This is a genomic window from Myroides albus, assembly GCF_024722315.1.
Lineage (GTDB): Bacteria > Bacteroidota > Bacteroidia > Flavobacteriales > Flavobacteriaceae > Flavobacterium > Flavobacterium album_A.
Genome location: NZ_CP102754.1, coordinates 1071015 through 1096866, shown reverse-complemented (window position 1 = coordinate 1096866; position 25852 = coordinate 1071015). Strand labels below are relative to the sequence as shown.

Genomic DNA, 25852 nt, shown 5'->3' with positions numbered 1-25852 from the left:
ATAATGAAGATTTATTCGAAATTACATTGCAGTTTTATCGTTGCAAGTATAGTTTTTAGCCTACCAAAATTTGTTGGCTCTTTTGAGATACTGTCTATGTTTTTTTCGTAGAATTCTATTAGCTCTATTGCTTTTCGATAGTATTTTTTCGAGTTACTATAATCTTTAAGATCATAGCTGAGCTGACTTATTCTGATGCATGATTCGATGTAGTAACTATAGATAGGAATATTGCTCAATAAACATTTCCAATAGTTAGTCTGCATCAGTTCTGCTCTAGTAAAGGCTTCAATGTATGAATACAGGGCTTCTTCTTTTTTGCCTGTCTCTATCAGTTTGTCAGCTGTAGCTTGTTTAAGCTTCCAAGATTCTTCTACAAATTTTAGACAGTTTATACTCATTATAATAAATTTTGGTTAGCAAATTCCCAATTGATTATTTCCCAAAAGCCTTCAATGAATTTTGGTCTTGCGTTTCTGTGATCTATGTAGTAGGCATGCTCCCATACATCTATAGTTAGTATTGGTTTCATGTTTTTTATTAATGGCGTGTCAGCGTCTTTCATTGGTAATATTTCAAGCTGTCCATTCATATTTAATGCTAACCATACCCAACCTGCTCCGAAAAGTTTTGTCGCTATTTCAGTGAATTGTTTTTTAAATTCTTCTATGGAATTAAAATCTCTTTCTATTAGTTCTTTTATTTTTCCATGTGGTTGCTCTGTCTTTTGGGGAGTTAAACACTTCCAATAGAATGAGTGATTAAAGTGTTGTGCTGCATTGTTGTAAATACCTGTTTCGCCTTTGTCAAAACTGACTTTGATAATGTTCTCTAAACTCTCATTCTCATATTGAGTATTTGTTATCAAATTATTAAGGTTGTTTACATAAGTTTGATGATGCTTTCCATAGTGATATTCAAATCCTTCTTTTGAGATAATAGGCTCAAAAGCTGTAGTTTCATATGGTAACTGTGGTAATGTGAATGTCATATCGTTGTTAGTTTTAAATTAGTTGTGTAAAAATATAAATTTAGACTCAACTAAAAAAATAATTAAGGGATTAATTGAAGATAAAATCTCTTAATGATTTCTTCATATTGGTTAACAGAGACTTAATCTGGAATTTTAAATTTTCATTTTAGAAATTATGTTATTTGTGATGCATTTGAATAGTTACTATTTGAATTATTAACAACACAAATAAGTAGAAATGAAAAAAGTTATTAGAAGTGGGCATGTTTTTTATTTTCTTGTAGGTACCTTGAGTTTATGTTCTATTCAATCAAGTTACGCCAATGATGATAAGCATTCCAACCACGTACATCAAAGTGTAATCAATGATGATCTTCAGCAACAGAATTTTATTGGGCAAGTTATTGACAATTTTGGTATCCCTTTACCTGGTGCTACTGTTTTACATTTAAAGTCAGGTAGTGCAACCAGTACTGAACTTGATGGACGTTTTAAATTTGAAAATTCATCGAATACTGAAAGTATTGAAGTAGAAGTTTCTTTTATTGGTTTCGAAACTCAACGTGTTACGTTACAAAAGGGTAAGTTTCTAAGAATAAACTTAAAGGAATCGAGTAATATGCTTAATGAGGTGGTTGTTACTGCACTTGGAATTAAGCGAGAGGAAAAGAAACTTGGTTATTCTCAACAAACTTTGAAGAATGAGGACCTTGAAAGAGCGCGATCTAATAGTTGGTCAGATGCATTAAAAGGTAAAGTAGCAGGAATGACTATGTTGTCTTCCAGTTCAGGACCAATGAATTCTACTCAGATTAAGCTTCGTGGTGATCGGTCATTAGATATGTCGAGTAATGGTGCTCTTGTTGTAATCGACGGAGTGGTTATGAATAATGATCTTTGGGATAGTGGAGCAAGTAGCTCATATATTAGTAATGATGCACCAGTTGACTATGGAAATGGAATTGCTGATATAAATCCAGATGACATAGAATCTATTACTGTTTTAAAAGGGCCAGGTGCAGCAGCTTTGTATGGTTCACGTGCTTCTAATGGTGTATTGATGGTAACAACAAAATCAGGTAAAAACCAGAAAGGTGTAGGAATTTCATTTAATTCTAATGTTAGTTTTGACGTAATTCAGCGTTGGCCAGATTATCAGTATAAGTATGGTCAAGGATCAGGGAAGAGTTTCGACAAGGATGGTAATCCATACTACTCATATGGCTTGTCTGAGGATGGTGGTAACACAGGAAGTACAAGTAGTGCTTTCGGACCTAAGTTCGACGGACAGTATTTCTTCCAGTATGACCCTCTAACAGAAGGGCAGGGAGAGGAACGCACATTGTGGCGACCTTACAAGAACAATATCAAAGATTTTTGGAGAACGGGAATGACTATGACGAATTCTTTGAGTCTTTCTGGGGGAAGCGACAAAGGAGATATCCGTTCAACGATCACGCATTCTAAAAATGAATGGATCATGCCAAATACAGGTTTTGATCGTACAACTGTGTCTACAAAGGCTAAATACGATATATCTAAAGGTGTAACGGTTAATGCCAATATGAGTTATACAAATAGAAAGAGTGATAACTTACCAGGTACAGGTTATGGAAACCATACTATAGGGTACTTTATGATATTTCAAAATCCCAATGTCGATTTAGATTGGTATCGTCCCATTTGGAAAAGTGGATATGAACAAATCGATCAGATACACCCTTTTAGTTCTTATATAGAAAACCCATATTTAATTGCCTATGAAACTACAAATCCTCTAAATACGAATACCTTAACAGGTAGTTTATCTGCCGATATTGATCTTGCTCCTAAATTAAAGTTAATGGTTCGCGGGGCTCTTAATTCTCGAAATGATAATAGAGAACAAAAGCGACCGTATAGTACTACTAAGTTTGGTAAAGGATACTATAAAACACAACAAATTAATTTCCAAGAAATCAATACAGATTTCTTATTGTCATATACCAATGATGATTCGGATTTATACAGTTATAGTGCGTCTTTTGGAGGGAATATGTTGAACTCTAAATACCACAGTGTGTCAGCTTATGTAGATGGGCTTGTAACCCCAGGAGTATATATGTTGGCAAATGGGATTAATAATCCAACTACGAATGTTAGCGATAGGGATTATAAAGTTAACTCTCTTTATGGGACAGCTTCATTTGGGTACAAGAATAAAGTCTTTGTAGATGCAACTTTGAGAAATGATTGGTCAAGTACACTTCAAAAGGGAAATTGGTCATTCATGTATCCTTCTGTTAATACAAGCTTTATTTTAAGTGATATTTTTAATCTACCTTCTGTGATAGATTACTCTAAATTGCGATTTTCTTTTGCTGAAGTAGGTAATGGTACTAAGCCATATCAAACGTTGCTGTATTATAGCAATAGTGCATTTGCAAGTTCTGCTACTTCACCTACAACCTTACACAATGATGACTTAAAGCCAGAACGCACAAGAAGTTATGAAATTGGTTATGAGCAAAGGATGTTCAAGAATCGCTTATCTTTTGACGTTACCTTGTATAAAACTAATACCGAGAACCAGATTTTAACGGTGCCTTTAAACTACGCAACAGGTTATAGTAAGAAAGTTTTGAATATGGGTGATATTCAGAACAAAGGTATCGAATTGATGGTGAGTGGTACTCCTGTTAAAACAAAACATTTCTCTTGGAGAACCTCTTTGAATTGGGCGAAGAATGAGAATAAGATATTGAGTTTGGCAGAAGAGTTTGAAGGAGGAGATGAACAAGTAATTGCTCAATCGGGTACAGCTTCAATCATTGCGAAGGTTGGAGGAAGTACAGGTGACTTATATGGAGCTAAGTTTGTTCGAAATGACCAAGGTCAAATTATCTACAATGACAAGGGATTGCCAGAACAATCGAATGATTTACACTATATCGGTAGCGCTTATGCTGATTGGACGATGGGATGGACGAATACATTAAAATACAAGAATGTAACTTTTAGCTTTACAATTGATGGACAGTATGGTGGAAAAGTTTATTCTCAATCGCATCACAAGATGAGTGAGCAAGGTAAGTTGAAACATACCTTATACGGTCGTGAGCAAGGGTACATCGTTGGAGATGGAGTAGTGCAAAATGGCGATGGTTCATTTTCTCCCAATACAACTCAAGTTGCACCAGCTGATTATTATAAAGAGTATTACCGTAGAGCTAATTTAGAGTCTAATACATTTGATGCCTCTTATGTGAAGTTAAGAGAGGTAAGCTTAGAGTACAGTTTTCCTAAAACTGTTTTAGATAAGTTGAGATTAAAAAAGTTAAGCTTATCAATCTTTGGACGCAACTTAGCTATGTTGTCAAATTTCCCTTTGTTTGATCCAGAAACGGCTGCTCTAAATGGTGGGTCGATGATGCCTGGAGTAGAGATGGGACAGATGCCTTCTCCTGCTACCTATGGTTTTAATTTGAAACTTGAAATATAATATATAAAGACATGAATTTTAAAAAGATATTTATAGCAATTGTTGGTGTATGTTCGATTGCAAGTTGTACTTCTGATTTTGAAGAAACAAATACTGATCCCAATCGTCTACAAGCGATTTACCCTTCTACCTTATTAAGCCCTATTATATATGAAGTGGCAAGTCATGGGATGTATAGAAGTTGGTCACACAACAATCACTTTATGCAAGATATTGTTGCCTTTCCAAGTAATACAGATGGAATACAACGATATGATTTTTCTGACGACATAGGTTCTTCTTCTTGGAATGCTTATTTCAGATGGATGAAGAATGCTCGTGATATGGAGGCTGAAGCAGTAAAGGTTGCTGATCCAAACTATCAAGCAATTGCCATTACACTGAGAGCATGGATGGCATCTAACCTAACAGATCTTTTTGGACCTATTCCTTATTTTGATTCTTCTAAAGGAGATGAGGGAGTATTGAAACCAAAATTTGACAAGCAAGAAGAAGTGTATAAAAGTTTGCTTGAGGAGTTAGAATATGCTAATTCATTGTACGATGTAAAGCGTCCTATGAACTTTAGACCTGACATATTATTTGTCGATCAGAGTACTTATTGGTTGCGTTGGCAAAAATTCACGAATAGCTTACACTTGCGTTTATTGTTAAGAGTATCGAACAAAGCTGAGATGAATGCTTATACAAAGATGGCAAACATTATCAATGATCCTATAAAGTATCCAGTAATAGAGAATAACCAAGAATCTGTTATTTTGGATATAACAGGAGTTACACCTAATGTATCGCCTTGGAGTCGTATTCAAGATTTTACGTTAAGTAGAAAAATGGCATCTTTCTTCCTTGACAATTTAGTTGACTTTAAAGATCCGCGTTTGCCTTTGTATGCTACAGAGGCTTATAGAGTTGTAGATAAGAAAAAGGTTTATATCGGATATAAGGGAATACCAAGTGCATGGGATGGACCAGACTCTCAATTTGATTATGAGGCTTCAGGGTTGAACAATATTATAGCAAAGAATCCTACTAAAGCACCAATTTTGACATATGCGGAATTGATGTTTATCAAGGCTGAATTGGGAGTTAAAGGTTATTTGAGTGATGCTAAACTGCATTATGAAGAAGGGGTGAAGTCAGCAATAACTCAGTATGGAATTGAAGTGCCAGCAGACTATTTTGAGAATGAAAAAGCAGCTTTTGACGGTACTTTAGAGAGAGTAATGTTGCAAAAGTACTATGCATTGTATATGGTTGATTATCAACAGTGGTTTGAGCATAAGCGTACAGGGTTGCCAAAATTACCTAAGACGCAGTCTATGTTGAATGACGGTAATATGCCTAATCGCTTTCCTTATCCTTTGTCTATTCGCAGTCAGAATAAAGATGAATATGAGAAGGTTAAAGCAGAGATGGGTGGAGATGATATTAATGTAAAAATGTGGTGGCAAAATTAGATAACGCGATATGAGTTTAAGACACAGCGTTATAAAGATTTTCTTTTCCTTGGATTTAGTGAAGTTGTAGTAAGCACTAATTTAAAATCTTAGAAGGATAAAGCCTTTTTTTACCAGTGAAATACACTTATAGTAATGAAAAGTATAGGTTATAAGTAATGATCCTTTAGGTGTAGTATTACACAAAGGAGTAAAAATATTGGAGAGAATAATAATAGGGAGAGCCTGAATTGATTAATCACCTATTTTTATTATCTCCAGCTTCCCAAGCGAAGTCAGTTGTTGTAGAAATTATAGATAGGTTTGGTAATATTTATAGTGAAATGTATTCTAATCAAGTAATACATGAAGTTTGGTTGTGGTTTTTTTGGCCCAGGAGATTTTTTCTTCTGGGCCTTGTTTTGTTTAGTCAATGTTAAAGGTGAGTTCACCCTGAAAAATGGCAAAAGGAAATAGTGGCTAATGTTTTAAAGCTGTTAGTATAGCTTCTTTTTATTTGTGTAGTCTATTAGGTATTATTCCGGAAATTAATGAAGAATCAGGTGAGATTTCAAAGGCATATTTATATGTTTTAGTATAGGAGTGGCTTGCACTTTGTTGGGGATTACTGGCACTTTTCTTGGGGTTTCCTCGCCCAGAGAGAGGTTTTCTCGAAGAAAGGTGCAAGAAAGGTGCAAGAAAAGTGAGTGCAACACGCAAGCAATCTCCACGCGAATTGGTGTCAAACTATGGAGTACTTGAAGCTTTACTTGTATGAGGTGTGGCATCATAAGCAATATATTCGTAAAATAGGAACTAATAGAAGCGCTTATTTGTAGTGTAAAACGAGTCAGATAAAGTAAGAAGGGAGTTATATTTTGTTCTCTAAGACTAACTTAGCTGTGTATTTAGTGGTATGTATGTTTAGAAGGTCTTAAAACGAGAAAAGGCAATTACGATAAAAGTATAATTAGGTATAAAATAGTAAAAAAGTTTAAACAAAATCATAAAATTTATATATATAATCTGTTGAGTTCTAAAATAGAGAAAATAAATTTTCCTATGTAAAGTAGATGTGCTACTTTTGTTGCTCCACACTATTGTGGGATATTGAAACAGTCTGTATTTTAAGCGGTCACGCCGCAGATGAAAAGTAAAGTCATATGAAAGAAATTACAAAAGAAGTTTATCTAAAATGGTATGAAGACATGCTGTTTTGGAGAAAGTTTGAAGACAAACTTGCCGCACTATATATTCAACAAAAAGTTAGAGGATTCTTACATTTATATAATGGGCAAGAAGCTGTTTTAGCTGGAGCTTTACATGCAATGGATTTGTCAAAAGACAAAATGATTACGGCATACAGAAATCACGTTCAGCCTATAGGATTAGGTGTTGACCCAAAAAGAATCATGGCTGAGTTATTAGGAAAAGCAACTGGTACTTCACAAGGTTTAGGAGGATCAATGCATATCTTTTCGAAAGAGCACCGCTTTTATGGAGGACACGGAATCGTAGGAGGACAAATTCCTTTAGGAGCAGGGTTAGCATTTGCAGATAAGTATTTTGACCGCAACGCAGTAACTATGTGTTATTTTGGAGATGGTGCTGCTCGCCAAGGTTCATTACATGAGACATTCAATATGGCTATGAACTGGAAATTGCCAGTAGTATTCTGTATCGAGAACAATGGATATGCTATGGGTACATCAGTAGAGCGTACAGCAAACCATACAGATATATGGAAATTAGGTTTAGGTTATGAAATGCCTTGTGGACCTGTTGATGGGATGAATCCTGTGAAGGTTGCAGAAGCGATGTACGAAGCTATTGAAAGAGCTCGTCGTGGAGATGGACCTACATTATTGGAAATAAAAACGTATCGTTATAGAGGACACTCAATGTCTGATGCTCAACATTATCGTACGAAAGATGAAGTTGAGGAGTACAAAAAAATCGACCCTATTACTCAAGTGTTAGATGTTATCAAAGCAAATAACTATGCTACACAAGAGGAAATAGAAATCATGGATCAAAGAGTAAAAGATCTTGTATCTGAGTGTGAGAAATTCGCAGAAGAGTCTCCATTCCCAGATAAGAATGTTATGTATGACGTAGTATACGAACAAGAAAATTATCCTTTTTTACCTCATAGATTATAATAAAATAATATGGCAGAAGTAATTACAATGCCACGCTTAAGCGACACGATGACAGAAGGTGTTGTTGCGGCATGGTTAAAGAAAGTTGGAGACAAGATTTCAGAAGGAGATATCTTAGCTGAAATTGAAACAGATAAAGCAACAATGGAGTTTGAATCTTTCCATTCAGGTACATTGTTATATATTGGATTACAAGAAGGAGAATCTGCACCTGTAGACTCTTTATTGGCTATTATTGGAAATGAAGGTGAAGATATATCTTCTTTAATCAATGGAGGAGGTGCTAAAGCTACAACTGCTGTAGTGAAAGAAGAAGCTACTCCCAGTGCTGAAACATCAAAACCTGTTTCAAAAACTACTGAACTTCCTGCGGGGGTGAAAATAGTTACTATGCCTCGTCTAAGTGATACAATGACAGATGGTACAGTTGCAACTTGGATTAAGAAAGTAGGAGATAAAGTAGAAGAAGGAGATATTTTAGCAGAGATTGAAACAGATAAAGCAACGATGGAATTTGAAGCTTTTGAATCTGGAACACTTCTTTATGTAGGTATTGAAGAAGGACAATCAGCACCAGTAGATAGTGTACTTGCTATTTTAGGACCTGCGGGAACTGATGTTTCTGCTGTTGTAGAGTCTGTTAAAAATGGTGGTTCTATTGGAGGAGATGTAAAAGAAACAGCTGCTGAGGCTCCAAAAGCTCAAGAGCAAACATCAAATGCTGCTGCAGCTGCAACAACAACATCAAATACAGGTGGTAGAATATTTGTTTCTCCATTAGCGAAGAAGATCGCAGAAGAGAAGGGAATTAACTTAGGAGATGTAAAAGGTAGTGGAGAGAATGGTCGTATTATCAAACGCGATATCGAAAACTTCGTACCAGCTGCAAAAACAGTTTCTACATCAGCACCAGCTGCAGCTACTGCTACAGTGAATGAAGTAAAACCTTTTGTTCCTGCTGGAGAAGTTAGTGTAGAGGAAGTGAAAAACTCTCAAATGCGTAAGACTATTGCGCGTCGTTTAGCAGAGTCTAAGTTTACTGCTCCTCATTACTACTTAACTATAGAAATCGACATGGATAATGCAATAGAATCTCGTAAAGTAATCAATGCTCTACCTGATACTAAAGTATCATTCAATGATATGGTGGTGAAAGCTTGTGCAATGGCATTGCGCAAACACCCACAAGTAAATACACAATGGAGAGATGATGTAACAGTATATAACAACCATATCGCTGTGGGAGTTGCTGTAGCTGTGGAAGACGGATTGGTAGTACCTGTATTGCCTTTCACTGATCAAATGTCATTGACTCATATTGGTGGTAAAGTAAAAGAATTGGCTGGAAAAGCTAAATCTAAAAAACTTACACCAGCTGAAATGGAAGGAAGTACTTTTACTGTATCTAACTTAGGTATGTTTGGTATTCAATCTTTCACTTCAATCATTAACCAACCGAACTCTGCAATTTTATCAGTAGGTGCTATTGTTGAGAAACCTGTTGTGAAAAACGGACAGATTGTTGTTGGTAATACGATGACAGTTACATTAGCTTGTGATCACAGAACTGTTGATGGAGCTACAGGAGCTCAATTCTTACAAACTCTTAAGAGTTATATAGAGAATCCTGTAACTATGCTTGCATAAGCAGTTTGTTTTAAGATAATTTGAAGTCCCGTCTTTTTTGTAAAGACGGGACTTTTATGTTCTATTTATTTGTAAAAAAACTAATAAGTATAATGGCTTATGTACGCTATATGAGGTTGGATTTTTGTATTTTTGATTAAATTTTTGAGAAATGAGAGTTTTAGGATTATTTATGTGTTTGTTATTGCTTAGCTGCGGTGGAGTAAAACAACCTGCTAAAGCGGATGTTAGTGCAAACATGAAGAATATTGAGGAGACAGTATATTTCCTTGCAAGTGATGAGATAAAAGGGAGAAATACCAGTACGTATGAGAATCAAGTAGCTGCTAAGTATTTAGCTGATAAATTGAATGAATATCACATCAAACCGTTTTTTACGTCTTATAACGATACTTTATCTACAATAAAAGATACTTGGAATGTTGTTGGTGTAATCGAAGGTACTGACAAAGAACTGGCAAGTGAATATGTTGTTTTGGGAGCGCATTACGATCATATAGGAATTGTATCTAAGTTAGTAGAAGGTGATTCTATTGCCAATGGCGCAAATGACAATGCCGCTGGGACTGCAATTTTATTAGAGTTATCGAGAAACTTAGCTAAGCTTAAAGAAAGTAAAAGAAGTGTGATCATTGCCTTTTTTACAGCAGAAGAAATAGGATTAGTGGGCTCAAAACACTTAGCTACTCGATTGAAAGAGGCTAATGTAAATGTCGTTTCGATGTTGAATTTCGAAATGCTTGGTTTATCTATGAATCGCGATTATATGGCTTATTTGACTGGGTACGATTTATCTACTTTAGCAGAGCGATTAAATCACTATGCTGGTGAAGCTTTGGTAGGGAAATTAGAGAAAGCTGAGGAATACCAACTATTCAAACGTTCGGACAATTATCCTTTCTACGAAGCGTTTAAGATACCAAGTCAAACTTTCAGTTCATTTGATTTTGAGAACTATGAGTACTATCACCATGTAAAGGACGAAGCTCATTTGATGAACTACGAGTTTATGACTGAGTTTACCAATAAAGTAATTCCTGTAGTGAGTAAAGTGATTAACGCTCCACAGGGAGAAATAAGAATGAAATAGTATAGAATGAAAAATATTATTGTAACTGGTACAAGTAGAGGTATCGGTTTAGAATCTGTGAAGATATTTGCTGCAATGGGTTACCAAGTGTTAGCGATTTCGAGAAAAATATCAACTGAATTAAGTACCCTTGAGAATGTACATTGTCTTTCAGTTGACCTTACAAAAGAAGATGATCTAAAGCAAGTTTGTGAATTTATAGAACAAAGATGGGCTGGTAAAGTCGATATCTTGGTGAATAATGCAGGTAAACTTATCAATAAACCATTTGAAGAATTGACCAAAGAGGATTTCTTAGAAGTTTATAATGTCAATGTATTTGGAGTTGTAGGTCTTGTACAAGTTTGTATACCGTTTATGTCTGTAAATAGTCATGTGGTAACGATCAGTAGTATGGGAGGTGTGCAAGGAGCAATGAAGTTTGGTGGACTTGCTGCTTATAGTTCAAGTAAAGGGGCTGTGAGTATATTGAGCGAGCTATTAGCAGAGGAATATAAAGATAGAGGTATATCATTTAATGTTATTGCTTTAGGAGCTGTGCAGACTGAGATGTTAGAGGAAGCTTTCCCTGGCTATCAAGCACCATTAATGCCTGAAGAAATGGCGGAGTATATCTGTGATTTCGCCTTGAACGGAAATAAATATTTTAATGGTAAAGTACTGCAAGCATCGAGTACAACACCATAAATTAGATTGATTTGATAGAGAAGTTAAAACCATATTTACCTGAACACGCTGTCGAGCCCGTTTTTGAGTTGATTAAAGCATATCAAATACACTTAAAAATCGTGAATGAACGCGTTACAAGACATGGGGATTATACAAGGAGGTATGATGGCAAGCATTTGATAACAGTAAATGCAAACCTTAATCCATATCGTTTCTTGATGACGCTAATACACGAGATAGCTCATTTGGTAGCTTATCAAAAGTATGGGGGGCGTATTAAGCCACATGGGGTAGAATGGAAGTCAACTTTTCAATTGTTAATGGTACCTTTTATACGGCCTGAAGTCTTTCCAAATAAGTTATTGCCTTTATTGGCTAATCACTTTAGAAATCCCACAGCGAGTAGTGATACAGATGATAGATTATCTATCGCTATGCGTATGTATGATAAACAGGAGAAAGGAGATCATGTGTGTTTCGTTTACGAGATACCTTTGGGCAGTCATTTTAGAATTAGAAATGGCAAGATATTTAAACGTGGACCATTGCGAATAAAGAGATTTGAGTGTCAAGAAGTTTCTACGGGTTTATTATACACTTTTAAAGCAAATGCAGAAGTGGAATTGTTGACCCATTATGTTGTAAAAAGATAAGTAAATATATGAGTTCGAATTATTATGCTGTTGTAATGGCTGGTGGAGTTGGGTCGCGCTTTTGGCCAGTAAGTACTCCTGATTTTCCAAAACAGTTTCATGATATGTTAGGTACGGGGGATACATTGATCCAGAAGACCTTTAAAAGGCTTTCTCTTTTGATCCCTAAAGAGAACATCTTAATCCTAACACACGAAAACTATAGAGATATTGTACGAGAGCAATTGCCATCAGTAGAGTTAGAGAATATAATTCTTGAACCCGCTATGCGTAATACGGCACCTTGTATTTTATATGCAGCAATGAAGATTAAGAAGATTAATCCTGATGCTGTTATGGTGGTAGCGCCAAGTGATCACTGGATTGAAGATGAAGTGCAGTTTATCAGTAATTTACAGCGTACATTTGATGTTTGTGAGAGAGATAGGGTATTGATGACTTTGGGTATATTACCTACGTTTCCCAATACTGGATATGGATATATCGAATTCAATAAGCTGGATTCACGACCGATTAAGAAAGTTGTACAATTTAGAGAGAAGCCAGATTATGTGACTGCGCGAAAGTTTATTCAAAGTCGTCATTTTCTTTGGAATGCAGGGATATTCGTATGGAGTGTACAAGCTATTATAGAGGCTTTTTCTGAGTTTCAACCCAAGATGATAGAGTTATTTAACAAGGGGAATGATTTGTATAATACAAATGGTGAAAAGTCCTTTATTAACGAACATTATCCTTTGGCAGAGAATATCTCTATTGATTATGCTATCATGGAAAAGGCAAATAACGTCTATGTCTTACCTGCAACATTTGATTGGAATGACTTAGGTACTTGGGGGTCTTTATACGATAAGTTACCGAAAGATTGCTCAGAGAATGCAGTAGTGAATGCTAAGGCATTTTTTAATAATGCTACGAATAATATTGTTCGAACAGATAGTGATAAGCTTGTAGTGGTGGACGGATTAAGTGATTATATTATCGTAGATAAAGAAGGAGTTTTGCTTATTTACCCTAAAAAGAAAGAACAGGAGATAAAGACAGTAAGTCACTATATTGAAGATAAGTTAAAAGAGGAAAACAAATAAGGTTTATAAAAAGTAAAAGGGATTGACAATTGTCAATCCCTTTTACTTTTTATAATAGAAAGATTATTTATTCTTTTCATTTCCAATGTGACGTATAGCGTCGCGAACCATTCTGAATAATTCTGAAGAATAGACGAAGTCAACTACGTCTTCATTGTCCGTTTGGATGATTTCCTTGTTGTTTCCAGACCAAGCAAGAACACCGTTTTTCAAGAATACAATATGTTCTCCAATCTCTAACACAGAGTTCATGTCATGTGTATTAATTACAGTAGTTATACCGTATTCATGTGTAATCTCTTGGATAAGGTTGTCGATGACAATTGCTGTTTTGGGATCTAATCCAGAGTTAGGCTCATCACAGAACAAGTATTTAGGGTTGTTTACTATTGCACGAGCAATGGCTACCCTTTTCTGCATACCTCCAGAGATCTCAGCAGGTTTTTTCTTGTTTGCATTGATTAAGTTCACTCGGTTAATTACCTCGTTTACACGTTGCATGATTTCAGCATCAGATTTGTCTGTAAACATTCTCAGTGGGAAGGCGATATTTTCTTCTACTGTCATAGAATCAAACAAAGCACTACCTTGGAATACCATGCCGATTTCTGTTCTTAGGTTTCTTTTTTCCGATCTGGATAACTCACTATATACTCTGCCATCGAAGGCAATAGATCCATTATCACTTTGGTGAATACCCAATAAGGTTTTTAACAATACTGTTTTACCTGAACCACTCTGACCGATAATTAAGTTGGTCTTACCTTTCTCAAAAGTGGTAGAAATGCCTTTAAGAACTTGAGTTCCTTCGAACGACTTTTCAATGTTTTTAACTTCGATCATGATTAGTTACTTAATAATAGAGAGGTTAATATATAGTTTGTTAAGATAATGGCTACACTCGTCCATACAAATGACGTTGTGCTGGCTTTACCCACTTCTAAAGCTCCACCTTTCATATAATATCCAAAGTAGGAAGGAATAGTAGCTAATAGGAATCCGAATATAAAGGTTTTGATAAAAGCGTAGGTGATGTGAAAAGGAATAAATGTGTCTTGTAATCCAATGATAAATTGTTCTGAAGTAACAAAATTACCCATTACTCCTCCAAACCATCCTCCAAGTATTCCTAAGAACATACTGATTCCAATCACAAAAGGATAAAGAAAAACCGCTACAAGTTTAGGGAATACTAAGTAGTTAAGAGAACTTACTCCCATTACTTCTAAGGCATCAATCTGTTCGGTTACACGCATAGTACCTATGCTCGACGTGATGAATGACCCCATTTTACCTGCCATAATAATAGAGATAAAAGTAGGTGCAAACTCTAAGACAACGGATTGTCTGGTAGCAAAACCAATTAAATATTTTGGAATTAATGGGTTTGTTAAGTTTAATGCAGTTTGTATTGCTACAACCCCTCCTACGAAGAAAGATAAGAAGCAGACAATACCAAGTGAGCCAATAATTAAATCGTCAATTTCTTTGAAGATTAGTTCCTTCATCACCTTCCATTTGGTCATCTTGCTGAAGATTTCTTTCAACATAATGAAGTACTGACCTATATTTTTTAATCCTGATTTTATCATACAAAAATTAATATCCGGCTAAATTACCAATTACAAATGAGTTTTTAAGTGTGAATTGCTAAAAAATGCCTACCTCAGTTTTGCCTTTATCTTGTTCCAACGGTATTTGCGAATAAAGATTCCTTGTTCTTCCGTAACTAAATAGGGCATTTTAGCTTTTTTAGCTTTCCTAAAACCTGAGAGATAGTCTATGAACAAGAGCGTCTTTTTCTTTTTAAAAGCAAGTTTAAGCGAAGCGATGAGTGTAATGACGAACCCGTAATGAAGTCTGTAAAAAGCCTCTCCTTGTTTGTATCTTGATGCTTTGTTGTACATTGCTCCTGTGGGTTTTAAATGCTTCACTTTCAAAGTCTCATCGGTTTTTATTTTCCAATTGTAGAAATGACATAATAGCTCATCTACTGTATCCCAACCCATAGCGGGCTTTAGCCCTCCAATTTGCTGAAAGCACGAGACTCTATAAGATTTAAAGGCTCCTCTAATATGGTCTTTGTCAGTTAGATTTTCTAATATCCAACTCCCGTCTTTCTCGATATAAGCGAAACCTCCAACCATGCCGATTGTAAGATCTTGTTTAAAGTGGTTACTTACTTTTTCAAAGTAATTTGAGGGCAAGATTAGATCTGCATCTAACTTGACGATAAATTCAAATTCCTCAAGGTTTTCTATTGTATCTAAGCCATAGTTGAAAGCTTGGATTACTTTGCTACCAGGCAAGTGAATATTTTCAGAATCTTTATTGACAAGTGTTATCCAATGATAGGTCTTAGCAAAAGAGTTAACTATTTCAGCTGTATGATCAGTGGAATTGTCATTAACGACAATAAGCCTGTGAGGTAATAAGCTTTGCAAAACAATGCTATCAAGGGTTTTGGCGATGTAATCTGCCTCATTGTAAGCAGGCATTACAACTATGTATTTTGTCATTTTATGTAGGTTTAGACACGATGAGATTCAACTCATAAAATAGGGTGGTCAGATTACAAATGTAAAAAAAATGTAGTTAAACGTTGAATAGCAAGTATATTTGTAAGTAAGAAAGTCTATTTAAATAGTAATGAAAGCTAATATCTCTACAAAACAAGCACTGTTGTTTACTGTTATCAATTATATTGGAGTAGTAATAGGTGTAGTATCAACTATATTGATTTATCCGCAAGATAAAGAGATGTTAGGTGTTATACGATTTGTAGATGCCTGTGCTCAGATAATGTATCCCATTATCGTTTTGGGTAGTACACATGCATTGATTAATTACTATCCAAAGTTAAATGAGCGATTGCAAAGCAAGCTATTTAGTTTCTCTTTGTTGTCTTTGTTTAAACTCGCACTTTGTCTGGGAATTGTACTCTTTATTGGTATGTTCTTTTATCAAGGAGAAGATATGAAATTTATTTTGTATGCTTATCCCTTAGCTTTTTCGATGGCTTATATAGAGCTTTTTCGCAGGCAAGCAACAAATCTCCAGAAGATCTCTTTTCCCACTTTCTTTGAAAAGATAATCCCTAAAATAACGCTGCCTACCGTATTCTTATTAGTAATTTATTTGCAATACAGTATCTCTAAGGCACTTGTATTGTATATATTATCTTATTTCTTAATAGCCTTAGTGATTGGTTGGTATATCTATCGATATTTTAAATTTAAGTGGCATTGGTCTTATAGTGATCTATTTACAGATATTAGTAAAAGGGAGTATTATCAATATAGTTTATTTGCATTTGCAGGAAGCTTTGGCTCTTTCTTTGCGTTTAGAGTTGATTCGTTGATGATTCCCTATTTTATATCCTATGAAGCAAATGGAACCTATAATATTGGTGTTGCTTTAGCTTCCACACTGGCGATACCAGCCACAGGAGTTTTTGCGTTGTATGCGCCAGTCATATCAGAGTTGTTAAATAAAGGCGATTTGCGCACCTTGAATTACAAGTATAAAGAGGTCGCAAGGAGTATGTTTTTTATAGGTATGTTTTTATTTAGTTGCACAGTAGTGGGAATTGCGGATTTGTTTCAACTCATGCCGACTTATGATAAGTTAGCTCCTTCACTTCCTATTATTTATTTGTTAGGTATAAATGTAGTTATAAACATGTCCACAGGATTTAATACGGAGATTATTTCCTATTCCAAGTATTATAGGTTTAATTTAGTTTCTATCTTATGCTTGATGGTATTGAATGTGCTACTGAATATTTATTTTTTAACGCAAACCACTTACGGCATTTTAGGTGTAGGAATTGCTTCGATGCTCTCATTAACTTTGTTTAATGTCGGTAAAACTTACTATATCTATAAGAAGATGAGGTTGTGGCCTTTTGACAGCATGTTTATGAAGTTATTCTTTGTGATGATTGGGATCTGTTTACTTGTTTTCTATTTGCCCTCTGTTGGTAGTCATATCGGGGATTTGCTTGTCAAAGTATTCCTTGTTCTATGTTTGAACTTGTATGTCCTATTTAAAACACAATGGGCTGAAGGGTTAAGAAGTCAAGTGGTTAAAATATTAGTTAGAATATTTAATTTAAAAATGTAATGACATAAAAAAAGCGATAACTCATTGTTTATCGCTTTTTTTATAATTTATAGTTCCGGTTCGGGAAGTACTTTCTTCTTAATCTTTGTAAGTAGTAGGATTGTCGTGATGATACACAAACTACCTATCCAGTCAAAATAGTGAAATTGTACTCCGAAGTAAGTAATCGCAATGAATGTAGCTGATAAAGGTTCAGCACAAGCTAATAAACTTGCTCTCTGAGGACCAATATTCTTAATTGCAGTTAAGAATATATAGAAAGGGATCAGAGTTCCTAAAAATACAATGAATGTAACAGCAGCAAATGTTTCACCATCCCATATTCCTTCTAAGTGGTGTGGTGGGTGGATAATACTCATTGCAATACCTGCGATTAACATACTCCATCCGATGATTGAGATAGGACTGTATTTTTCTAACAAGTGGACAGGCATAATTGTATATGCTGCCAAAGCGATAGCTGAAGCCATACCCCATATTAAGGCAGTAGGGTTTATGCTAAGCTTAGAAGTATCACCATGTGTAACCATTAAGAATGTACCTAACATGGCTAAGCCGATAGCTAAGAATTCAATTGGTTTGGGCCATTTCTTTAATCGTAGTGCAATGTAAACAGCTATAAATACAGGCCCTGTATATTGTAATACAGTTGCAGTAGCAGCGTTTGAATGAAAGATAGTGACAAAGTAAGTATATTGTACTGTCAGCATTCCCAAGACGCTAAATAGCAATAGTTGAATAGCATCTTTTTTATTTTTCCAAATACCTTTTACATCTGGATTTCTTTGCATTATACCAAAGAATAACATCAGAACTCCCGAGATTAATAAACGGACTGTTACTAACCATTCGGCATTGAACTCTTTCTTGTCAAAAAGGAACTGTGCAAAAGCACCTGAAACTCCCCAAAGCATCGCTGCAAATATAGCAGATGCAAAGCCTAAAAATTTTTTATTTGATTGCATTTTATTTGATGTACTACAAGTACACTATGGTTAAAGAAATAATTTACTACTTTTATTTATAGACCTAATTATGTTGCAAAATTACTGATAATAATGACTGTTTTTATCTCTTTTTTAAGTCAAGAAGTGAATTTACTGACATCTTAGTGAAGTCAATAATTTCGCATCGTTTATAGCATTGTTTTTTAGGTAATTGTGTTTTTTTGATAACAAAATTGTTTTATTGTTGATAGGAGGGAATTTTTGAGGATTTTGTAAAATGAAAAAAGAGTAAATAAAGCCTTTTTTAATTACTTTATTTACTCTTTTTTCGTGTTATTAACTTGTGTTATTGATAATTTACTAAAGCTGTTTTTGTATTTGAATTTATTTTAACAGTTTTTTATTTGCTTGAACAATGAGTAAAATGGTAGAAAAAAGCAATAGAGAGATAATTATATATCGAATGCTTAATTCCATTTGTCCTGAGATGTTCCCCGTTGATGAAATGACAAAACTTGATATGGAGGTAATAACGTAAACAAGTCCTCCCATTAATCCACCTGCAGTTCCCGAGTTTTCTGGAAAGGTCAACATTGTTGAAGTAAAGAAATTATTGAACAGTGTACCCGAGCAGATGTGAATAAGAAATAAAAAGGGCATCATAACCCAAATGTTTTCTAAGAAGTAACTCATTGCAATAAGCCCACCAATCAAGATAAGCTGTACTATTGCGGGTTGTTTTACTCTTGGTTCAAATTCGAGATAGATTCGCCTTTTACCAACAAATCCTCCTAACATCCACGAAAAGCCAAGGATTAATGTACAATAGCCTATTACAACAGAATTATAGTGAAAGGTATTTTCAATTATAAAGGGCCCTGCAATATTGAAGATCATAACAATGGAATAGCTTAAACCTAAAATGATAATACCTAACATGAACATTTTATTTTGAAGCATGGTTGAATACAATTGAACTGTGTTTTTAAGATTAAACTTTTTCTTCTCTGGAATACTCTCTCCACTGATTGCCAAGTCTAATATTAATAGTATTCCCGCATAGATAGCAAGGAAAAAGAAATTAGCTTGCCAGTTGAATAGCTTTTCCAAGTATCCACCAAGAAATGGAGCTAATATCGGACCACAAGACCATACTACTGTAAAGTAACTCAAGTAGTGTGCTCTCTTTTCGGTATCATATAGGTCCATGAATAGAGCTCTTGTTGCAACAACTAAGATAGAGATACCTATCCCCTGAACTATTCTAAGTAAGCAGATATAAAAGATATTATCTAAGTAGGCAATACTTATGCTTGTAATAACTAAGGTAAATAAAGCAATAAGCCGTGGCTTATATCTACCAATGCTATCCAATAAGCTACCTACAAATAGCTGTGAAATACCATAACTCAATAAGTAGCAGGTAAGCGTAAGTTGTATCTCTTTTTCCAAGACATTCAAATCCTTTGCCATAGAAGGGAATGACGGTAAGTAAATGTCAGTGACAAAACCTGAAAGAGGTATGGAAATAAAAGCCAAAGCGGTTATCAATTTCTTTCGTTGTTCTGATGTGTTTTTAAGCATAAAGTACATTGTTGTTTAGACGTGCAAAATTAACAGCTAATGCCTTTATGGCTTTTATTGACTCAAAGGGATAATTACGAAAATCAAAGATTGTTAGAGGGTGTTCTTAAATTGCAAGGGGGTTATTGAGGCGTATTTTTTAAAGAAGTTATTAAAATGGGTAGGGTGATCGAAGCCGAGTGTATAACCTATTTCTGCTATGTCCCAGGTTGTGTGTTTAAGAAGGTTTTTTGCTTCCTCGAATACTCTGTTTTTGATTACTTGGGTAGTTGTATTTCCTGTGTTTTTTTTGACGATTGCATTTAAGTGATTTACATGTACGTTCAGTAGTTGAGCAAAGTCTTTGGGTGTTTTCAACAACAGAGGATAAGCAGGAGAATCTAAAGGAAACTGATTATCTAAGGCATTGTCAAACAAACGGTATAGTCTATCGGCAGGAGATTGCTCTTGTATGTGAATATCTTCTGCTTTTAACTGTAGGGCTTTGTGCAAGACAATAGCTACTAAGTTTCGTATGATTTCGTACTTTAAAGGGTAAGAGCTTTGTGCCATTTCATACATCTGCATAAAGTAGTTATTAAGGCTTTCTACTTCTGCGTCAGCTAAGAATATAAACGGCTTGCTCCATTCCTTGAATAAGGATGTTTTTTTAAATAGTTCAAGAGACGCATCTGAGTGAAAGAATTCCTTGTTGAATAAACAGAAGTATCCCTCTTGGTTTTCTGAGCATGATTCCCATTCATAAGGTATTGTTGGACAAGGAAGGAATAGAGTAGGTTTGTCTATCACTAAGGTGTGTTTACCATATTTGAACTTCCCTTGTCCAATAATTAAACAGATTTTAAAAAAGTCTCTCCTGTTGTAGGGAGTGCTGAAGTGACAATGTTTACGCGTATTTATATTAAAGTGAGACTGTCCATCTTGATAGTTGTTGATATCAAAACCGTAGTTTTTGCCTGTGATAGTATATTTGTAATAATCCTTTATGGTTTCTAAATCTTTACTCATATCATTCCTAAATTCAAGTGTGTAAAGTTACTAAAATCAAATATTTAAAAATAGGCTGTTAATCTAAATCCTAAACTCATATAGTTAAATGGTTGATGAAAAGTATTGATCTGAGAATCACCTTCTTCTAATATTGATTTGTTGATTGTATATTTCATTTTCGCTTGGCTGTGATTAAAGTCAGAATATAGAGTTACACCTAAATTATCTGTTATATTGTAAGTCAGAGCCATACCAGCAGTAAATTGGAATGTGTCAGCTGGTTTGTATGATGCAATTTGCAGTTGTCCATTCTCCAAGTCTGGAATATCGATATCAGATGAACGTACTTTTAAAGAGATGTTTCCATCTGCTCCTGTGCTATATCCTCCTAAAGCCTTAAGCATAAGGTTCCACTTTTCTCCGAAGTGAAAAGCATAGTAAGGCCCCACAGAGAAGGTTAGGTTACCCATTGATTCAGATAGTACTTTTGCATCAATTTGATGATTCTCTGGTGCGCTTAGTTTTTCTTCGGAAAAGGGAAAACTCGCTACCATTATTTGCCCTCCGATTCCCCAATGCCTATTGAAGAAATAAGCACCTTCCAATCCTGCTTCCCATCCCATTTTGGCAAGTGATTCATTATCTTCTGTTTCTACTAAGCTGGCTAAGCCACTTGTGTAACCTACTTTAATGGATAAGAAAGAGGGGTTTTCATTACCTTCATATTTAGAGAGTAAGCTCAAGTTGTCGCCTTTGTTTCCATAAATTTTATCTACAAAAAAGTAAGCTAATTGGGTAGATAATATACCAATACCTGCGCCCGCTAATACATCTGGTGCCCAGTGGCGATTGTTTAGGCTTCTTCCTACTCCTGTCATCGTCGCTATTCCATATCCTCCTATAGCATACGCAGGATTGACAAGACCATATTCTTTGTCTAAAAATGCTGCATTGGCAAATGCCATGGCTGTATGACCTGATGGAAATGAGTTTTTCGTGGATCCATCTGGTCGTTCAACTTTGGCTGTATATTTAATACCATTTACAAGAATAGCCATTATAGCCATACTTGTAGCATAGGATATTGTAGTTCTTTTTATGTTATTTCTTCCTTGTACGCCAGCTGCCTTTAGTCCAAAAGTTGCAGCTGCTGGTACGTACTGGAAATAATCGTCATATTTGTATTTGAAAGTTGGAATATAGCGATTTCTTATTTCGCGTATATCTTCTTTGCTGTGCCAAGTTGCAGCTGAAGCTCCAAAGAATACGGTAGGTACTAAGGCAATTTTAGTTACCTCACGATCCCAGAAGTTTTTGTTGTTGGCTACTGACAGATTTAATTTCTCCGCAGTTAATTCTTTTACAAGATCTTTATCTGATTGTTTTATATGTTGTGCGAACGATTTTGTTCCCAATAAGATTATAACGAATAGATAACACTGAATCTTCATATTGCTTTTTTTGTGCAAATGTAGTTGGATATTTGTTTTTTAAATGATTGTTTTACAGTGTTTTATATAGATGGTTTTAGTGTTTTTTTAAATGCTTTTGTCTAAAACAAATGCCATTTAAGGTCTTGTGAAAAGCTAATAATTGGCATAATAATTGGTCTATAAGTAGCTAATAACTATACAATTCGTATAGTTGCATGGCTATTTATTAACTAAAGGTATATAAGTGATGGTAAGTAAGAGTTCTGTTAAGCGAAGTTTAGCCCTTGTTATCCTTGTCGTTATTATTATCCTGATCTTGGACTTGTTTGACGTGTTCAAGAAGTATAAGTTTAGCATTAGTATTTTCTGCTATATAGTATTGTTGATTGCGATTGGTTACTATATCTATAAGATGAAGAAGAAATAAAAAAGGTCTATGAACAATTTCATAGACCTTTTGATTTTTATAGTTGATAAACAAATGCGTTTATATTCATACCTGCACCTACTGATGCAAATAGTAATATATCTCCTTTTTCAAGTTGATGATGATCAATTTGTTTATTAATAATCATATCATATAGGGTTGGGAGAGTAGCGACACTACTATTGCCTAATTTGTGAATATTCATAGGCATGACATATTCAGGCATCTCCATATTGTATAATTCAAAAAAGCGCTTAACGATGGCTTCATCCATTTTCTCATTGGCTTGGTGAATCATCACTTTCTTAATTTTCGATATCGGCACCCCACTTTTGTCCATACAGGCTTTCATAGCCAGTGGTACACAAGTAAGAGCAAATTCGTATATCTTTCGCCCGTACATTTTGATGTATTTTGTATCAGGATCTAAGTCAGGATGATATGATTTGCCGTAGTGTATAAAGAAAGCTTCTTCTAATGTGTAGCTTGCACTGTTTACTGCAAGAATACCACCTTCTTCAGTTTTACTTTCAAATATTGTCGCTCCAGCACCATCAGCGTAAATCATTGAATCTCTATCGTGTAAGTCTATTGTGCGAGACAATGTCTCCGCTCCAATAATCAAACAGCGTTTGGCTAAACCGGATTGCATCATGGCATAAGCATTAATCACTCCTTGTAACCATCCCGGACAACCAAACAGCATATCGTAGGCAATACAGTTGGGGTTTTTGATTTTTAAATTGTGTTTGACACGCGATGCTAAACTTGGGACATTGTCCGATTGTATTGTACCGTGTTTAATATCACCAAAGTTGTGCGCAAAAATAATTTGATCTATCGTCTCAGGGTCGATGTGAGCATTTTCGATTGCTTTTTGTGCTGCAATGGTTCCTATATCAGAAGTGGTTAGATTGTTTTCAACATATCTGCGTTCTTCTATTCCCGTAATCATTTGTAGCTTCTTAGCTATTCTCTGATTGTTGTCGTTGAATGGCTTACCGCTCTCATCTCTAAAGTCAAATTGGTCAAAATCATTATTGGTGATTACTTGAGTTGGGATGTAGCAGCCTGAGCCAATAATTTTTATATTCATAATTATAGGAGGTTGTTTTTGTTTCTTATCCGTAAACTTAGCGTAATTATCATATAATGACAAGATAATAGTTATTTTATTTAGAAGTTGATGAGGTTTTTATATGCAGAGCAAGAAGTTGTGAAAATGTGTTTATTTTTGATGTAATTTGTCTCTATATTGTTCAAAGTACTTTACTGTGTCTTGCTCATCCATCTTTTTGTAGTAGTCAATGATGTAGTTTAAGTAAGCTTCATTAGGCTTAAATTCAAAGTGCATTTTTTGGCTAAAGCTTTTGTAGTTTTCTTCGACTAATTTTGGGTTCTCTTTTATTTGCTTGAAATTTATACCAAATCCTTCAAAGATATATCTAAGTCCGTCTAAGTTTCCTTTTAAGGGAATGCTTCCGTGATCCTCTCCTTCGTATTGAACGTATTTATAACTTAAATTTTTTAGTTTCGTCTTAGTCATATACTGGTTGTATTCTTGAATACTTGAGTAATGTTCTTTTTGTCCACCTTTATTTTGAGATTCGTCTACTTGTGTCACAAAGAGTTTTCTATTTTTAAAATCTTTGGTTGGGTTCAACTCATATTGCTTTAACATATACTGCCCATCCCACCAGATACTTGGGTCATGTACGATATAGGCATGAAACATATCGGTGTAGTTTAACAAGTTGTTAAGTGCAGTAATTCCTCCAAAGGAATGTCCAATTAGTACGTTATAGCCCATAGTTCTATAATTCTCATTGATGTAAGGCATCAATTCTTTTTCTATAAAGCTAAAGAAGTTCGCATTACCGCCGCTTTCTCCCTTGATTTTACTCTTTTGAGCCTCTGTCATATTTTCTTCTTTTCGCGTACTCGGGGTAAGATCTCTCGTGCGATTAGTATTTACAATACCTACGACAATCATTTCAGGAATACTTGGATAAGGGTACTTCGAAAGTTTTTCGACATAAGCAGTTAAATAGTTGAAGTTTGATTCACCGTCAAGTAGGTAAATCACGGGATATTGTTGAGGTGTAATGGTTGTGTCTGTATAACTTTTAGGCAAGTAAATTTGTATTTCTCTGTCTTCGTTAAGTTGCTTAGAGTTTAGTTTATACATTTTGCCAATTGCAATGTCATTTTGTGCTTTTGCAGCTATTGTACTTAAAGAAAGTACTGCTAATAATAATAGTTTTCGAAACATAATAAGTGGTTTTATCCTTGCAAATATAATTGTTTAAAACAATTCTAAATAACAAAATGAGATTAAATAGCCGTTTTTGTCTCTCTACTCTTTCTGTAAACTGGCATAATGTGGTTTTTAAGACAGCTATATTTTGTCACAATTATGCACACTACTTTTTAGTTGATTATTGTCGTTTAAGTATAGAGCAGAAGTTCCGTTTCTCTTGATGAGTAGAATATCTGTTTTTTATTGTAATTGTTTTAGTTCCAAAAGGTGGAATCGCTAAAGTCATCCTCTGATTTAGTCAGTCGCAGTTTCCTTTTAGGGATTTCCTATGAGGAATACTTTAAAAAAAAGAAGGATGTTTTTTTATAGAATTGTAGTTTTATATCACTGTTTTTTTAGAAAAACAGGTGTTTTGTCTTGTTTTTGTTTCTTTAATAGCTGCTTTTGTTGTCTTTTATTTCTTAAAAGCAAAAAAAAGGGTCTTTTTTTTATTGTATTATTTGGTGTAATGTACTGTTTTTTAGGTAATTAATGTTGTTGTTGGTAAATATGTTGATTTGAAATAAGGCTCTTATCCTTAGTAAATAGGCGGGTTGCAGCGAGATCGTAGGACACTTCTGGGACAATAGTAGGACAATAACGCGAAAAATAGGGCTTTTGCCCATTCATTGTCCTATTATTAATGGTTGATGGATTTATTATATTTTATACACCTCTGAAGGTATATGGATGTAGGTTTGTCGTATTACTGGTTGATTAACTGTGTTTTTTAGGATGCAATTGTCTTTCTGCTTTGGGTTCTCTATTGGCAGTATTGCTTTTTGTTTTTTAAATCACTTTGTATACTGTGTAAGTACAGTATATACTCTTATTTTTGTGATATAATT

The 25852-nt window shown here is 34.8% G+C and carries 21 protein-coding genes; 10 read left to right on the top strand and 11 right to left on the bottom strand.

From position 1 onward, the window contains the following. Positions 1-11 precede the first annotated feature (11 nt). Both NWE55_RS05190 and NWE55_RS05185 read right to left on the bottom strand, forming a co-directional pair. Positions 12-401 (bottom strand): hypothetical protein, encoded by a 390-nt coding sequence (locus tag NWE55_RS05190; protein WP_155091313.1) that lies wholly within the window; start codon positions 399-401, stop codon positions 12-14. After that, on the bottom strand, positions 401-991 hold the full coding sequence (locus NWE55_RS05185; protein WP_160338870.1) for a superoxide dismutase: 591 nt from the start codon (positions 989-991) through the stop codon (positions 401-403). Before NWE55_RS05185 ends, NWE55_RS05190 begins: the two co-directional genes overlap by 1 nt. 220 nt (positions 992-1211) lie before the next feature. Between NWE55_RS05185 and NWE55_RS05180 the strand changes: the two genes are divergently transcribed. The 8 genes from NWE55_RS05180 (at position 1212) to NWE55_RS05145 (ending at position 13199) form a co-directional block, all read left to right on the top strand. Beyond that, positions 1212-4454 carry a SusC/RagA family TonB-linked outer membrane protein gene (locus NWE55_RS05180; RefSeq protein WP_155091315.1) on the top strand — a complete coding sequence of 1081 codons (3243 nt, stop codon included), beginning with the start codon at positions 1212-1214 and terminating at the stop codon, positions 4452-4454. 11 nt (positions 4455-4465) lie between these two features. Then, on the top strand, positions 4466-5911 hold the full coding sequence (locus NWE55_RS05175; RefSeq protein WP_155091316.1) for a SusD/RagB family nutrient-binding outer membrane lipoprotein: 1446 nt from the start codon (positions 4466-4468) through the stop codon (positions 5909-5911). A 1142-nt stretch (positions 5912-7053) separates the two neighbouring features. Continuing rightward, complete coding sequence (pdhA, locus tag NWE55_RS05170; RefSeq protein ID WP_155091317.1) at positions 7054-8052, top strand: pyruvate dehydrogenase (acetyl-transferring) E1 component subunit alpha; 999 nt, start codon at positions 7054-7056, stop codon at positions 8050-8052. Between the two features lie 9 nt (positions 8053-8061). Beyond that, complete coding sequence (locus tag NWE55_RS05165; protein ID WP_155091318.1) at positions 8062-9699, top strand: pyruvate dehydrogenase complex dihydrolipoamide acetyltransferase; 1638 nt, start codon at positions 8062-8064, stop codon at positions 9697-9699. A 151-nt stretch (positions 9700-9850) separates the two neighbouring features. After that, positions 9851-10789, top strand: coding sequence for a M20/M25/M40 family metallo-hydrolase (locus tag NWE55_RS05160; RefSeq protein WP_155091319.1), 939 nt, complete (start codon positions 9851-9853; stop codon positions 10787-10789). 6 nt (positions 10790-10795) lie between these two features. Continuing rightward, positions 10796-11476: an SDR family NAD(P)-dependent oxidoreductase gene (locus NWE55_RS05155; protein WP_155091320.1), complete on the top strand. Its 681-nt coding sequence runs from the start codon at positions 10796-10798 to the stop codon at positions 11474-11476. Positions 11477-11487: 11 nt separating this feature from the next. Continuing rightward, the gene (locus NWE55_RS05150) at positions 11488-12111 is read left to right on the top strand and encodes a SprT-like domain-containing protein (protein WP_155091321.1); all 624 of its coding nucleotides are present in this window, start codon (positions 11488-11490) and stop codon (positions 12109-12111) included. An 8-nt stretch (positions 12112-12119) separates the two neighbouring features. Continuing rightward, entirely contained in the window at positions 12120-13199 is a 1080-nt protein-coding gene (locus NWE55_RS05145) for a mannose-1-phosphate guanylyltransferase (protein ID WP_155091322.1), read from the top strand. 63 nt (positions 13200-13262) lie between these two features. Here the strand turns inward: NWE55_RS05145 and NWE55_RS05140 are convergent, their stop codons facing one another. The 3 genes from NWE55_RS05140 to NWE55_RS05130 form a co-directional block, all read right to left on the bottom strand. Further along, positions 13263-14042 (bottom strand): ABC transporter ATP-binding protein, encoded by a 780-nt coding sequence (locus NWE55_RS05140; RefSeq protein WP_155091323.1) that lies wholly within the window; start codon positions 14040-14042, stop codon positions 13263-13265. Positions 14043-14044: 2 nt separating this feature from the next. Next, complete coding sequence (locus NWE55_RS05135) at positions 14045-14791, bottom strand: MlaE family ABC transporter permease (RefSeq protein ID WP_155091324.1); 747 nt, start codon at positions 14789-14791, stop codon at positions 14045-14047. 69 nt (positions 14792-14860) lie between these two features. Next, positions 14861-15697: a glycosyltransferase family 2 protein gene (locus tag NWE55_RS05130; protein WP_155091419.1), complete on the bottom strand. Its 837-nt coding sequence runs from the start codon at positions 15695-15697 to the stop codon at positions 14861-14863. A 151-nt stretch (positions 15698-15848) separates the two neighbouring features. Here NWE55_RS05130 and NWE55_RS05125 point away from each other — a divergent pair, with 151 nt between their 5' ends. Beyond that, positions 15849-17324 (top strand): lipopolysaccharide biosynthesis protein, encoded by a 1476-nt coding sequence (locus tag NWE55_RS05125; protein WP_155091325.1) that lies wholly within the window; start codon positions 15849-15851, stop codon positions 17322-17324. Between the two features lie 47 nt (positions 17325-17371). Here the strand turns inward: NWE55_RS05125 and NWE55_RS05120 are convergent, their stop codons facing one another. The 4 genes from NWE55_RS05120 to NWE55_RS05105 all read right to left on the bottom strand — a co-directional run bounded on the left by NWE55_RS05120 (position 17372) and on the right by NWE55_RS05105 (position 22296). Next, positions 17372-18289, bottom strand: coding sequence for a DMT family transporter (locus NWE55_RS05120; protein ID WP_155091326.1), 918 nt, complete (start codon positions 18287-18289; stop codon positions 17372-17374). A gap of 366 nt (positions 18290-18655) precedes the next feature. After that, positions 18656-19855: an MFS transporter gene (locus NWE55_RS05115; RefSeq protein WP_155091327.1), complete on the bottom strand. Its 1200-nt coding sequence runs from the start codon at positions 19853-19855 to the stop codon at positions 18656-18658. 93 nt (positions 19856-19948) lie between these two features. Then, the gene (locus NWE55_RS05110) at positions 19949-20863 is read right to left on the bottom strand and encodes a helix-turn-helix domain-containing protein (RefSeq protein ID WP_155091328.1); all 915 of its coding nucleotides are present in this window, start codon (positions 20861-20863) and stop codon (positions 19949-19951) included. A 44-nt stretch (positions 20864-20907) separates the two neighbouring features. Beyond that, positions 20908-22296 (bottom strand): phosphatase PAP2 family protein, encoded by a 1389-nt coding sequence (locus tag NWE55_RS05105; protein WP_155091329.1) that lies wholly within the window; start codon positions 22294-22296, stop codon positions 20908-20910. A gap of 229 nt (positions 22297-22525) precedes the next feature. On the opposite strand from NWE55_RS05105, the gene NWE55_RS05100 reads away from it, so the two are divergent. Continuing rightward, on the top strand, positions 22526-22705 hold the full coding sequence (locus NWE55_RS05100; protein ID WP_160339120.1) for a hypothetical protein: 180 nt from the start codon (positions 22526-22528) through the stop codon (positions 22703-22705). 37 nt (positions 22706-22742) lie between these two features. Here the strand turns inward: NWE55_RS05100 and NWE55_RS05095 are convergent, their stop codons facing one another. Both NWE55_RS05095 and NWE55_RS05090 read right to left on the bottom strand, forming a co-directional pair. Further along, a complete protein-coding gene (locus tag NWE55_RS05095) occupies positions 22743-23801 on the bottom strand; it encodes a 3-oxoacyl-ACP synthase III family protein (protein ID WP_155091331.1) in 1059 nt (352 codons plus the stop codon). Between the two features lie 132 nt (positions 23802-23933). Then, entirely contained in the window at positions 23934-24977 is a 1044-nt protein-coding gene (locus NWE55_RS05090; protein WP_155091332.1) for an alpha/beta hydrolase, read from the bottom strand. Positions 24978-25852: the final 875 nt, after the last annotated feature.

Coding starts and splice junctions, on each gene's coding strand:
- NWE55_RS05190 (WP_155091313.1), bottom strand. CDS start 401: ATGAGTATAAACTGTCTAAAATTTGTAGAAGAATCTTGGAAGCTTAAA.
- NWE55_RS05185 (WP_160338870.1), bottom strand. CDS start 991: ATGACATTCACATTACCACAGTTACCATATGAAACTACAGCTTTTGAG.
- NWE55_RS05180 (WP_155091315.1), top strand. CDS start 1,212: ATGAAAAAAGTTATTAGAAGTGGGCATGTTTTTTATTTTCTTGTAGGT.
- NWE55_RS05175 (WP_155091316.1), top strand. CDS start 4,466: ATGAATTTTAAAAAGATATTTATAGCAATTGTTGGTGTATGTTCGATT.
- pdhA (WP_155091317.1), top strand. CDS start 7,054: ATGAAAGAAATTACAAAAGAAGTTTATCTAAAATGGTATGAAGACATG.
- NWE55_RS05165 (WP_155091318.1), top strand. CDS start 8,062: ATGGCAGAAGTAATTACAATGCCACGCTTAAGCGACACGATGACAGAA.
- NWE55_RS05160 (WP_155091319.1), top strand. CDS start 9,851: ATGAGAGTTTTAGGATTATTTATGTGTTTGTTATTGCTTAGCTGCGGT.
- NWE55_RS05155 (WP_155091320.1), top strand. CDS start 10,796: ATGAAAAATATTATTGTAACTGGTACAAGTAGAGGTATCGGTTTAGAA.
- NWE55_RS05145 (WP_155091322.1), top strand. CDS start 12,120: ATGAGTTCGAATTATTATGCTGTTGTAATGGCTGGTGGAGTTGGGTCG.
- NWE55_RS05140 (WP_155091323.1), bottom strand. CDS start 14,042: ATGATCGAAGTTAAAAACATTGAAAAGTCGTTCGAAGGAACTCAAGTT.
- NWE55_RS05135 (WP_155091324.1), bottom strand. CDS start 14,791: ATGATAAAATCAGGATTAAAAAATATAGGTCAGTACTTCATTATGTTG.
- NWE55_RS05130 (WP_155091419.1), bottom strand. CDS start 15,697: ATGCCTGCTTACAATGAGGCAGATTACATCGCCAAAACCCTTGATAGC.
- NWE55_RS05125 (WP_155091325.1), top strand. CDS start 15,849: ATGAAAGCTAATATCTCTACAAAACAAGCACTGTTGTTTACTGTTATC.
- NWE55_RS05120 (WP_155091326.1), bottom strand. CDS start 18,289: ATGCAATCAAATAAAAAATTTTTAGGCTTTGCATCTGCTATATTTGCA.
- NWE55_RS05115 (WP_155091327.1), bottom strand. CDS start 19,855: ATGCTTAAAAACACATCAGAACAACGAAAGAAATTGATAACCGCTTTG.
- NWE55_RS05110 (WP_155091328.1), bottom strand. CDS start 20,863: ATGAGTAAAGATTTAGAAACCATAAAGGATTATTACAAATATACTATC.
- NWE55_RS05105 (WP_155091329.1), bottom strand. CDS start 22,296: ATGAAGATTCAGTGTTATCTATTCGTTATAATCTTATTGGGAACAAAA.
- NWE55_RS05100 (WP_160339120.1), top strand. CDS start 22,526: ATGGTAAGTAAGAGTTCTGTTAAGCGAAGTTTAGCCCTTGTTATCCTT.
- NWE55_RS05095 (WP_155091331.1), bottom strand. CDS start 23,801: ATGAATATAAAAATTATTGGCTCAGGCTGCTACATCCCAACTCAAGTA.
- NWE55_RS05090 (WP_155091332.1), bottom strand. CDS start 24,977: ATGTTTCGAAAACTATTATTATTAGCAGTACTTTCTTTAAGTACAATA.